This is a genomic window from Streptomyces sp. NBC_00388, assembly GCF_036061255.1.
In the GTDB taxonomy this organism is placed as follows: Bacteria; Actinomycetota; Actinomycetes; order Streptomycetales; family Streptomycetaceae; genus Streptomyces.
In genome coordinates, this window is sequence record NZ_CP107948.1 from 6430657 (window position 1) to 6442521 (window position 11865).

At 71.7% G+C, this 11865-nt stretch carries 9 protein-coding genes; 5 read left to right on the forward strand and 4 right to left on the reverse strand.

What is annotated here, in order from left to right; translation table 11 throughout:
• Window positions 1-320 precede the first annotated feature (320 nt).
• A complete protein-coding gene (locus OG917_RS28625) occupies window positions 321-1559 on the reverse strand; it encodes an ROK family transcriptional regulator (protein WP_328321028.1) in 1239 nt (412 codons plus the stop codon).
• Window positions 1560-1690: 131 nt separating this feature from the next.
• Here OG917_RS28625 and OG917_RS28630 point away from each other — a divergent pair, with 131 nt between their 5' ends.
• From OG917_RS28630 to OG917_RS28645, 4 genes are read left to right on the forward strand one after another with little or no spacing between them, the layout of a single operon-like run.
• Window positions 1691-2989 (forward strand): CaiB/BaiF CoA transferase family protein, encoded by a 1299-nt coding sequence (locus tag OG917_RS28630; RefSeq protein ID WP_328321030.1) that lies wholly within the window; start codon window positions 1691-1693, stop codon window positions 2987-2989.
• Window positions 2986-4128 carry an acyl-CoA dehydrogenase family protein gene (locus OG917_RS28635; protein ID WP_328321032.1) on the forward strand — a complete coding sequence of 381 codons (1143 nt, stop codon included), beginning with the start codon at window positions 2986-2988 and terminating at the stop codon, window positions 4126-4128. The genes OG917_RS28630 and OG917_RS28635 overlap by 4 nt, the downstream gene beginning before the upstream one ends.
• 46 nt (window positions 4129-4174) lie before the next feature.
• Window positions 4175-5389: an acetyl-CoA C-acetyltransferase gene (locus tag OG917_RS28640; RefSeq protein ID WP_328321034.1), complete on the forward strand. Its 1215-nt coding sequence runs from the start codon at window positions 4175-4177 to the stop codon at window positions 5387-5389.
• 46 nt (window positions 5390-5435) lie between these two features.
• Complete coding sequence (locus OG917_RS28645) at window positions 5436-7607, forward strand: 3-hydroxyacyl-CoA dehydrogenase NAD-binding domain-containing protein (protein ID WP_328321036.1); 2172 nt, start codon at window positions 5436-5438, stop codon at window positions 7605-7607.
• 65 nt (window positions 7608-7672) lie between these two features.
• On the opposite strand, the gene OG917_RS28650 is transcribed toward OG917_RS28645, so the two are convergent.
• A complete protein-coding gene (locus tag OG917_RS28650) occupies window positions 7673-8434 on the reverse strand; it encodes a MerR family transcriptional regulator (RefSeq protein ID WP_328321038.1) in 762 nt (253 codons plus the stop codon).
• Window positions 8435-8571: 137 nt separating this feature from the next.
• Window positions 8572-9564 carry a sphingomyelin phosphodiesterase gene (sph, locus tag OG917_RS28655; RefSeq protein WP_328321040.1) on the reverse strand — a complete coding sequence of 331 codons (993 nt, stop codon included), beginning with the start codon at window positions 9562-9564 and terminating at the stop codon, window positions 8572-8574.
• Between the two features lie 276 nt (window positions 9565-9840).
• On the opposite strand from sph, the gene OG917_RS28660 reads away from it, so the two are divergent.
• Window positions 9841-10740, forward strand: coding sequence for an oxygenase MpaB family protein (locus OG917_RS28660; protein WP_328321041.1), 900 nt, complete (start codon window positions 9841-9843; stop codon window positions 10738-10740).
• Here the strand turns inward: OG917_RS28660 and OG917_RS28665 are convergent.
• A complete protein-coding gene (locus OG917_RS28665; protein ID WP_328321043.1) occupies window positions 10703-11737 on the reverse strand; it encodes a LacI family DNA-binding transcriptional regulator in 1035 nt (344 codons plus the stop codon). The genes OG917_RS28660 and OG917_RS28665 overlap by 38 nt on opposite strands.
• Window positions 11738-11865 lie beyond the last annotated feature (128 nt).

The window sequence follows — 11865 nt, forward strand, 5'->3', positions numbered from 1 at the left end:
ATTCCGTGCACCGGCGGACCGGGTGACGTCCGTCACCCTCGGCGACGCGGTCGCGCGGATGCGCGCAACTGCTCGGAAACCTCTTCCTGCGCGCATCATTGACACTCCATGAGCCGAGTGGTCGCGTCCTCCACGGCTCCGTTCAGGGGCCGGTGCCGAACCGCGGAGGATCGTCGATGTTCCGCAAAGATCCGGCCGGACCACAGCACGGCCCGTTCGCGGGGCGCCTGTTCGCACCACTCGTCGAGGGCCTCGCGCTGTTCCTCCCGGCGGCCCCGCTCCGCGCAGGACGGCGGAGCGCGCCCGGTACGGCGAGCGGGTCAGCCTGCCCGCTGCTCCGCGTACGCGACCGGATCGGCGAGGACCTCCTGGACGATCTGCGCCGCCGCGCCCCGGGCGGCGTCGCCCGCCACGGAGGAGGCACGCAGCCTGCCGCTGCCGCACGGCCAGAGGCCGGAGACCACCCGGCCGGTCAGTTCCCGGTCGGCACCCGGTGACAGCCAGGGCATCAGGCCCCGGTAGATCCCGCCGAGCACCACCGCGTCCGGATCGAAGAGGTTCACCGCTCCCGACAGCACCCGGCCCAGCATTATCCCGGCGTCGCCGATGGCCGTCAGGGTGCGCTCGTCGCCCGCGTGCGCCCGCCGCTCAAGCTCCGCGACCCCGGACACCCCGGCTCGCTCGTCGATCCCGGCGGCCCACAACAGCGCCGACTGGCCCGCGTACTGCTCCAGGCAGCCGCGTGAGCCGCAACGGCACTCCGGGCCCGCCGGGTCCACCACCACATGGCCGATCTCGCCGGCGAAGCCGTGCGCGCCGCGCAGCAGTTCGCCGTCGAGCACCAGCGCGCCACCCACCCCGATCTCGCCGGTCAGATAGAGGAAGCTCCGTATCGTGCCGAGCCCGCCGAACCACAGCTCGGCCAGCGCGGCCAGATTGGCCTCGTTCTCCGAACCGACCGGCAGCGGCCGGCAGTCCGGGCGCAGCGCCGAGAGCGAATGGGCGAAGAGCACTTCGGCCGACACCCGGTTCCAGCCGAGGTTGGGCGCCTGCCTGACCGTCCCCCCGGAGACCAGACCGGGCAGCGCCAGCTGGACACCGACGGGCCGCAGCTCCTGCTCACGGGCCGAGTCCAGCGCCCGCGCCGCGATCCGGGCGGCGCGGGCCAGCACACCGGCCGGCGGCGCGCCCCGGTTGTCGAGGTGCTCGGTGAGACGCACCCGGCCGGTGCCCGCCAGGTCCACCACGCACACCGACACATAGTCGATGTTGATCTCGACACCGACGCCCGCGGCCCCGGTGCGGGCGGGCTTGAGCACCGTGCCGGGCCGGCCTGCCTGTCCGCTGAACGTCTTGCCCGACTCGGCGAGGAAGCCGCTCTCCAGCAACTGCTCGACCAGCGAGGAGACGGCCGCACGCGTCAGCCCGACCCGCGCCGCGACACCGGCCCGGGTGGCCTCGCCCTGCTCCCGCACGGCGCGCAGCACGAGACTGAGATTGTGCCGCCGTACGGTGTCCTTGTCGGCCTTGGCGCCGAGCGGAGTGAGGTTGTTGGTCATATCGCCGCTGAGCCTATGCGACCGCCCACCCCCTTCCTAAGCGGATGCTCAGCCAAAAGGCTTGTGCGGAGTGGAACACGTTCTTAACATCATCGATGTCACATCGGTTGTGTCACAGTGCTGGGGGCGTGATGGCAGAGGCAGGGAACGGCCCGCTGACAGGGGTCCGGGTGGTGGAGCTGGCGGGGATCGGCCCCGGGCCGTTCGCCGCGATGGTCCTCGCCGATCTGGGCGCCGACGTCGTACGGGTCGACCGGCCGGGCGGCCAGGGGCTCGCGATCGACCCGGCGTACGACCTGACCAACCGCAACAAACGCTCGGTGCTCATCGACCTCAAGGCCGGCGACGGCCCCGCCCGCGTCCTCGGTCTCGTGGAGCGCGCCGACATCCTGATCGAGGGATACCGGCCGGGTGTCGCCGAGCGTCTCGGTGTCGGACCGCGTGAGTGCCACGCCCGGAACCCGAAGCTCGTGTACGGGCGGATGACCGGCTGGGGGCAGGAGGGGCCGCTCGCCGGACGCGCCGGACACGACATCGCGTACATCGCCGTCACCGGCACCCTCGGGATGATCGGCAGCGCCGGCGAACCGCCCGCTGTCCCCGCCAACCTGCTCGGCGACTACGCGGGCGGCTCGCTCTACCTGGTGATCGGGATCCTCGCCGCGCTCCAGCACGCGCGCACCGGCGGCGGAGCGGGGCAGGTGGTCGACGCGGCGATCGTGGACGGCGCCGCACACCTCTCCTCCATGATCCACGGCATGCTGGCGGCGGGTGGCTGGCAGGACCGGCGCGGGGCGAACCTGCTCGACGGGGGCTGTCCGTTCTACGGCAGTTATGAGACAGCGGACGGCGCGTACATGGCCGTGGGCGCCCTGGAACCGCAGTTCTACGACGAGTTCGTGCGGCTGCTCGGCATCGGATCCGAAGCCCCGGAGCGCAAGGACGTCGCACGCTGGGACGGGCTGCGCGAGACGATCGCCGCCCGCTTCCTGACCAGGACCCGGGCGGAGTGGACGGCCGTGTTCGAGGGGACCGACGCGTGTGTGGCGCCGGTCCTCTCGCTGCGTGAGGCGCCGGAACACCCGCATCTCGCCGCCCGCGGGACGTTCGTCGAGCACAGCGGGATCACCCAGCCCGCCCCGGCACCGCGCTTCTCGGCCACCCCCGGTTCCGTGCGGCTCGGCCCGGCCCGCCCCGGCGCCGATACGGCCGAGGTCGCCAGGGACTGGGAGGTACCCGGCCTCGCCGTGCAGGACACCGCAGCACCGGACACCGCAGCACCGGACACCGCAGCACCGGACACGGCAGCGCAGGACACCAAAGCACCGGACACCAAAGCACCGGACACCACAACGCAGGGCATCGCCGTGCAGGACACCTCGGCGCAAACCGTCTCAGCGCAGGACACCACAGCAGGGGGAGACCGTTGAAACGCCAGATCTTCACCGCCGGGCACGAAGCGTTCCGGGAGACCGTCCGTACCTTCCTCAGCAAGGAGGTGCTCCCGTACTACGAGCAGTGGGAGAAGGACGGAATCGTCTCCCGGGAGGCCTGGCTCGCGGCCGGCCGGCAGGGGCTCCTCGGGATCGCGGTTCCCGAGGAGTACGGCGGCGGCGGGAACACCGACTTCCGCTACAGCGCCGTCCTCGCCGAGGAGTTCACCCGCGCCGGGGCGTCCGGGCTCGCGCTCGGGCTGCACAACGACATCGTCGGACCGTATCTCAGCACTCTGGCCACCGCTGAACAGCGGCAGCGCTGGCTGCCCGGCTTCTGCAGCGGCCGGACCGTCACGGCGATCGCGATGACCGAGCCGGGCGCGGGGTCCGACCTCCAGGCCATCCGCACGAGCGCCGACGACCGCGGAGACCACTGGATCCTCAACGGTTCCAAGACGTTCATCTCCAACGGGATCCTCGCCGACCTCGTGGTCGTGGTCGCCAGGACCTCACCGGAGGGCGGCGCGAAAGGGCTGTCGCTGCTGGTCGTCGAGCGGGGAACGCCCGGCTTCGAGCGGGGCCGCAACCTGGACAAGATCGGCCAGAAGTCCCAGGACACCGCGGAACTGTTCTTCGACGGCGTCCGGGTCCCCAAGGAGAACCTGCTCGGGGAGCTCGACGGGGCCTTCATCCATCTGATGACCAACCTCGCCCAGGAGCGCCTGGCCATCGCCGTCGCCGGGATCGCCGCCGCCGAACACCTCCTGGAGATCACCACCGCGTACGTGAAGGAACGGGAGGCGTTCGGCCGGCCGCTCGCGAAGCTCCAGCACATCCGCTTCGAGATCGCCGAGATGGCCACCGAGTGTGCCGTCACCCGTACGTTCATCGACCGCTGCATCGTCGATCACACGGAGGGCGCTCTCGACGCCGTACACGCCTCGATGGCCAAGTGGTGGGCCACCGAACTCCAGAAGCGGGTCGCCGACCGCTGCCTGCAACTGCACGGCGGCTACGGCTACATGTCCGAGTACCCGGTCGCCAGGGCCTTCACCGACGGCCGTATCCAGACGATCTACGGGGGAACCACCGAGATCATGAAGGAGATCATCGGCCGCTCGCTGCTCGCCTGACCCGCCGCACCCCGATCCGTATTCCGTATTCCGAAAGGCTGCTGTCTTGAGTACCGAAGCGTTTGTGTACGACGCGATCCGCACCCCGCGGGGGCGCGGGAAGGCCAATGGCGCCCTGCACGGCACCAAGCCGATCGACCTGGTCGTCGGACTGATCCACGAACTGCGCCGCAGGTTCCCCGGCCTCGACCCGGCGGCCATCGACGACATCGTGCTCGGAGTGGTCAGCCCGGTCGGCGACCAGGGCTCCGACATCGCCCGTACGGCGGCCGTAGCGGCCGGGCTCCCCGACACCGTCGCCGGCGTCCAGGAGAACCGCTTCTGTGCCTCGGGGCTCGAAGCGGTCAACCTGGCGGCCGCGAAAGTCCGTTCCGGCTGGGAGGACCTCATCCTGGCGGGCGGCGTCGAATCGATGTCCCGTGTCCCGATGGCCTCCGACGGCGGAGCCTGGGCGATGGACCCGATGACCAACTGGGACACCGGCTTCGCGCCCCAGGGCATCGGCGCCGACCTCATCGCCACCATCGAGGGCTTCACTCGGCGCGATGTCGACTCCTACGCCGCGCTCTCGCAGGAGCGGGCCGCCGAGGCGTGGAAGGACGGCCGGTTCGCCCGCTCCGTCGTCCCCGTCACCGACCGCAACGGCCTGGTCGTCCTGGACCACGACGAGCATCTGCGGCCGGGCACGACCGCGGACTCGCTCGCCGCCCTCAAGCCGTCCTTCGCCGCCATCGGTGAGATGGGCGGTTTCGACGCCGTCGCACTGCAGAAGTACCACTGGGTCGAGAAGATCGACCACGTCCACCACGCGGGCAACTCGTCGGGCATCGTGGACGGCGCCTCGCTGGTCGCCATCGGCTCCGGCGAGGTCGGGGAACGCTACGGACTGACCCCCCGGGCCCGTATCGTCTCGGCCGCGGTCTCCGGGTCGGAGCCGACGATCATGCTGACCGGCCCCGCCCCCGCCACCCGCAAGGCGCTCGCCAAGGCCGGTCTGGCCATCGGCGACATCGACCTCGTGGAGATCAACGAGGCCTTCGCCGGGGTCGTCCTGCGCTTCGCCCGGGACATGGACCTCCCGCTGGACAAGATCAACGTCAACGGCGGGGCCATCGCCCTGGGACACCCGCTGGGCGCCACCGGAGCGATGATCCTCGGCACCCTCATCGACGAACTGGAGCGCCGCGACCAGCGGTACGGCCTCGCCACGCTCTGCGTAGGCGGCGGCATGGGCATCGCCACCGTCATCGAACGGCTCTGACCGCGTCCCCTCCCACGATCCACGGCCCTCACGGAGCAGCCACACCATGAGCGAGAACACCACCATCCGCTGGGAACAGGACGGGACCGGCGTCGTCACCCTCGTCCTTGACGACCCCGACCAGTCCGCGAACACCATGAACCAGGCCTTCAAGGAGTCGATCGCGGCCGTCGCCGACCGCGCCGAGGCCGAGAAGGACTCCATCCGCGGCATCATCTACACCTCGGCCAAGAAGACCTTCTTCGCCGGCGGTGACCTCAAGGACATGATCCAGGTCGGGCCCGGCCAGGCCCAGCAGGCCTTCGACACCGGTACGGCCATCAAGAACTCGCTGCGCCGCATCGAGACGCTGGGCAAGCCGGTCGTCGCCGCCATCAACGGCTCGGCCCTCGGCGGCGGTTACGAGATCGCTCTCGCCAGCCACCACCGCGTCGCGCTCGACGCACCGGGCTCCCGGATCGGCCTGCCCGAGGTGACCCTCGGTCTGCTGCCCGCCGGAGGCGGTGTCACCAGGACCGTACGGCTGATGGGCATCGCCGACGCGCTGCTGAAGGTGCTCCTGCAGGGCAACCGGTACAACCCGCGGCGCGCCCTGGAGAACGGCCTCGTCCACGAAGTGGCCGGGAGCGCCGGGGAGATGCTGGCGCAGGCGCACGCCTTCATCGACGCCCACCCCGAGTCGCAGCAGCCCTGGGACGTGAAGGGGTACCGGATCCCCGGCGGCACCCCGGCCCACCCGAAGTTCGCGGCCAACCTGCCCGCCTTCCCCGCCAACCTGAAGAAGCAGCTGCAGGGCGCCCCCTATCCCGCGCCGCGCAACATCCTCGCCGCGGCCGTCGAGGGCTCCCAGGTCGACTTCGAGACGGCGCTGACCATCGAGGCCAGGTACTTCACCGAGCTGGTCACCGGCCAGACCGCGAAGAACATGATCCAGGCGTTCTTCTTCGACCTGCAGGCCGTCAACTCGGGAGCCAACCGCCCCCAGGGGATCGAGCCCCGCCAGGTCCGCAAGGTCGCCGTGCTCGGCGCCGGGATGATGGGCGCGGGGATCGCCTACTCCTGCGCCCGCGCCGGGATCGACGTCGTGCTCAAGGACGTTTCGGCCGAGGCCGCGCAGAAGGGCAAGGCGTACTCGGAGAAGCTGCTCGCGAAGGCGCTCTCGCGCGGCCGGACCACGGAGGCGCAGCGGGACGAGCTGCTGGCCCGGATCACCCCGACCGGCGACCCGGCCGACCTCGCCGGGTGCGACGCGGTGATCGAGGCGGTCTTCGAGGACGTGGGGCTCAAGCACAAGGTGTTCCAGGAGATCGAGGGCGTCATCGAGCCCGGCGCGCTGCTCTGCTCCAACACCTCCACGCTCCCCATCACCCTGCTCTCCGAAGGGGTGGAGCGGCAGAGCGACTTCATCGGGCTGCACTTCTTCTCGCCCGTGGACAAGATGCCGCTGGTCGAGATCATCAAGGGTGAGCGGACCGGCGACGAGGCGCTGGCGCGCGCCTTCGACCTGGTACGCCGGATCAACAAGACCCCGATCGTCGTCAACGACTCACGGGGCTTCTTCACGTCGCGCGTCATCGGCCAGTTCATCAATGAGGGCGTGGCGATGATCGGTGAGGGCGTCGAGCCCGCGTCGGTCGAGCAGGCCGCCGCGCAGGCCGGCTACCCGGCCAAGGTGCTCTCGCTGATGGACGAACTGACGCTCACCCTGCCGCGCAAGATCCGCAACGAGGCGAAGCGCGCCACGGAGGAGGCAGGCGGCACCTGGGCCGGCCACCCTTCCGACGCGGTGATCGACCGGATGGTGGACGAGTTCGGCCGTACGGGCCGCAGCGGGGGAGCCGGGTTCTACGCGTACGAGGACGGCAAGCGGACCGGGCTCTGGCCCGGGCTGCGCGAGCACTTCACGAAGCCCGGGGCGGACATCCCGTTCACCGACATGAAGGAGCGGATGCTCTTCTCCGAGGCGCTGGACAGCGTCCGCTGCCTGGAGGAGGGCGTCCTGACCTCGGTCGCCGACGCCAACATCGGGTCGATCCTCGGCATCGGCTTCCCGGGCTGGACCGGCGGTGTGCTCCAGTACATCAACGGCTACGAGGGCGGGCTGCCCGGATTCGTGGCGCGCGCCCGTGAACTCGCCGAAAAGTACGGCGAGCGGTTCGCGCCGCCGGCGCTGCTGGTCGCGAAGGCGGAGCAGGGCCTGACGTTCCGCGACAGCTGAGACGGTGCCCGGCGCCGCGGCCGGAGCGGCTGCCGGCCGCGCCCGGGGCCCCGCAGGGCTCCGGGTCAGCGCGGCGGCTCGGGAGCTGCGGGCCCGTCCACGTAACGGGCCCGCAGCTCCTCCTTGAGCGACCGCTGGAAGGCGGTCACCAGAGCCTGCACGACCATCGGCTGCATGTCGGCGGAGAGGGACTTCATCGCCTCCACCGCATCGGGGTCGCTCTCCCGCTCCCGGTAGGGCCCCCACACCTCGTCCTGGAAGAGCCGGGTCAGCTCCTTCGCCGCGGCCCGGGTGTGCTCCAGCACCACCGTGCGCGCGGCCAGGATCGTCTCGTGGGCGATGGGCACGTCGAGCAGCTGCACGCCCAGCGCGAGCAGTCCCGGATCCACCCGGAAGGCGTCACTCTCGCCCTCCACCCGCTCCAGTACGTTCATCGCCGCGAGCCGGTCGATGTCCCGCTCGGGCAGCGCACGCCCGGCGCGCCGCTCCAGCTCCGCACGGGTCGCGTCGTCGGCCCCCTCCGGCGCCCACGAGGCCACCACGGCACGGTGGATCGCCAGATCGTGTGCGCTCAGGCCGTCGGGGAGCTGGCGGAGATAGCGTTCGATCGCCGCCAGCGTCATCCCGTGGTGCTGGAGCTCCTCGACGAGTGCGAGACGGGACAGGTGGGCGGCGCCGTACAGTCCGACGCGGCGCGGCCCGATCACCGGAGGGGGGAGCAGGCCGCGCGCGCTGTAGAACCGGACCGTGCGTACGGTCACCCCGGCGCGCGCGGCCAGCTCGTCGACCGTGAGGGCCGTGGTCGCGTCGTCGCTCCCGGTCGCCATGGCTGTGCCTCGTTTCCCGGATACCCGGTCGATCACTGGGTCGATCACTCGGTTGATCCGGTGCAACAGTATTGCTGTCGCACCAGCTGTGTGAAAGCCCGGGACCGCCGGCCGGGACGCCGTCGGAAGCCGGGCCCTCAGCCTCCGGCGATCAGCGGGTAGTGGTCGCTCAGATTCGTGTAGGTGTAGTCGGTGCCCCAGCTGCGCACGGTCCAGGGCGCGCTCTCCTCCTTGACCACCTCGTTCCGCCAGCCGGAGGGCCGGGCGTGACCGGCACGGTGCAGTACGTAGTCCAGGTCCTGGCGCGGGTCGCCGGGGTAGCGGTAGCTGGCCACCGAGTTCTCCTGGGTGTCGAAGGAGTAGGGGTGACCGGTGCGCGAGTCCGCCGCGACCAGCCCCCCGTCCCGCAGCATGGACGTGTACTCGGCGCTGCGTGAGTCGATGTTGAGATCGCCCGCGACCATGACCTCCTCGTCCGCGGGAATGTTCTTGGCCGCCAGGAACGCGTCGATCTGCTTCAGCTGGAGGCTCCGGTCCCCGGCCGCCTCGCCCGCCCCGCACGCCGTGTCGTCCGACTGGGTGTGGGTGCCGACGACGTGCACCCGGGTGCCGTTCACATCGAGCACGGCGTACAGGAATCCCTTGTCGGAGAGGGCGTCCGAGCCGCACGCGTCCTGGTAGATGAACTGCTCCCGGTGCAGCACCGGCCACTTGCTGAGCAGGGTCACCCCGCCGTCCTCCGGGCTGAGCGCCGAGTACGAGCCGCCGGTGGCGTCCCAGCCGTCCTTGCCCCGGCCCACGACCGGTGTCTGGTACGGGTACTGGGCGGAGGCGTTGCGCTTCAGCGCGTCGGACGCGGAGTTGTCGAAGGCTTCCTCCAGCACCACGACGTCGTTCCCCTGGAAGAAGGAGGCGGCGGGTATCGCTGCGGCGCGGTGGTCCTGGCCCCAGTTGGGGTAGAGGTTCTTGCTCATCAGGAAGGTGTTGTACGTCAGTACCCGGAGCCGGGGCGGGGCCACGGGCGCTGCGGTCGCCGCTGAGGCGGCCGGGGCCACCGCGGCCAGCGCGGCGGCCACGAGGGCGGCGGCAAGTCCTGCGCGGGGGAGGCGGCGGAGCGAGGGATGCGGCACTGGAACTCCCGTTCCTGGGGCGGGGACAGAGTGGCCCGCCCATCAAATCAGCTGGGGTTACCTCGGGGTAACCACCGTGCGTCGGCCACCTGTCCCGGATGTGGCGGGCCCGGCGCACCGCCCGCCCGTGCGCCGGGCCCGCCACATCCGGGCCGCCCTGCCCGTCTGTCCCCATCGTCCCCATCGGCCCCGTCGGCCGCATACTGGAACGAGGGAGAGAGCGGGCAGCCCGCCGGGGCCCGCCGAGGACGATGACGGGGGAGCGAGGGAGTACGCATGAGCCGCCGCGCCGCACCCGCACCGCCACCCCCGGGCGGGGTGCTGTGGAGCGAGGTCGGAGACATCCGGGTGCTGCTCACGCTCCCGGCCGCGCTGACCATGCAGGTGGCCCACCCGGCCGTCGGCGCCGGCGTCGACGCGTACTCCGTCTTCCGCACCGACCCGTGGGGCCGGGGCGAGCGCTCCCTGCGCTCGATGCAGCTCTGGGTGTACGGCGGGGAAGCCGCCGCCGAGGAGGGCCGCAGGCTGCGCGCGCTGCACCGCACCATCCGGGGCACCGACACCCGCGGCCGCCGCTACCACGCCCTCGAACCCGCCACCTTCTCCTGGGTGCACGCCACCGGCTTCCCGGTCTTCCTGCACGGCCGCAAGTACCTCGGACGGCCGTACACCGACGCGCAGGAGCGGCAGTTGTACGCGGAGTGGCTCCAGGTCGGGCGGATCCTCGGGATCGCCGACCGGGACATGCCGCAGACCATCGAGGAGTTCTGGCCCTACTACCGGAAGATGCTGGCCGACGAGATCGAGGCCACCCCCCTGGTGCGGGAGCTGACCGCCCCCGCCGGCCCCGTGCCGCCCCCCGACCGCGGCCCCCGAGCCCTGCGGCTGCTGCTCCGGGTTGCCTGGCCGGTCCTGCTGCCGCCCCTGGCACGCTTCAGGCACTTCGTCACCGTGGGGCTGATGCCGCCGGAGGCGCGGCAGGCGATCGGCCTGGAGTGGACGGACTCCCAGGAGCGGGCGCTGCGCCGACTCGGCCGGTGCGTCCGGGCCGTGGTGCCCGCGCTGCCCGAGCGGGTGCGTTATCTGCCGTCGGCCCGCGCTGCCAGGGCGGACCACCGGGCCGCCGCGGCCCGGGGGCTCACGCGGAGACCCGGCGGACCAGATCCGTCGGCATGATCACGGAGTCGGGCCTGGCGACGCTCTTCCCGTCCAGCCCGCGCAGCAGCATGCGGACCATCAACCTGCCCATCCCCTCGATGTCCTGGCGGACCGTCGTCAGTGGTGGGTCGGTGCACTCGGCGACCTTCTCCATGTCGTCGAACCCCACCACCGCCACGTCGTCCGGTACACGTTTGCCCTGCTCCCGCAGGACCTGCAGTGCCCCCGAGGCCATCAGATCGTTCGCCGCGAACACCGCGTCGAGCCCGGGCCGCCGCTCCAGCAGCTCCGCCATCGCGGCGGCGCCGCTCTCCACCGTGAACGCCCCCTGTGCGGTGAGCGCGGGGTCGACGTCCAGGAGCACATCCCGGTAGCCGTCCAGCCGGTCGATCCCCGATGTCTGGTCCTGCGGGCCCGCGATGTGGGCGATGCGTCCGCGCCCCAGGGAGACCAGGTGCTGGACGGCGGCGCGGGCGCCGCCGCGGTTGTCGCAGTCGGCGTAGGGCAGCGCGAGACCGGACTCCGGCCCCGCCCACACCGGACGGCCGCCGAAGACCGTGGGGATCCCCACCCGGTGGATCACTGCGGGCAGCGGGTCCTCGGTGTGCAGGGAGAAGGCCAGCGCGCCGTCCACATGGCCCCCGGCCAGATAGCGGCCGATCCGGTCGTAGTCCTTCCTGCCCTCGACCAGCAGCAGCACCAACTGCGAGTCGTGCAAGGTCAGTTCGCGGCTGATGCCACGCAGCTGCTGAGAGAAGAAGGGATCCGAGAAGATCCGGATCTCCGGCTCCGCGATAATCACGGCGACCGCCCCGTTGCGCCGGGTGACCAGCGTCCTGGCCGCGTGGTTCGGCACGTAGCCGAGCTCGTCGACGGCCTCCTGGACCCGGTCCACCAGCGGCTGCCGCACACCGGCGCCGCCGTTGACGACACGCGAGGCCGTCGCCCGCGACACACCCGCGCGGGCTGCGACGGCCTCCAGGGTCGGCCGGGAGCCGTGGGTCGGGTCGGGCAACGGGTGCTCCTCGTGGGGCGCGGCCGCAGGGCGTGCGGGTACTCGCTCCGCGACGGTGCTCTCGTGCCGCGGTCCGGAGCAGCCTAACCACCGGCGGCCGTACCCAGGAAGCCGCGCCGCCCCGGCCG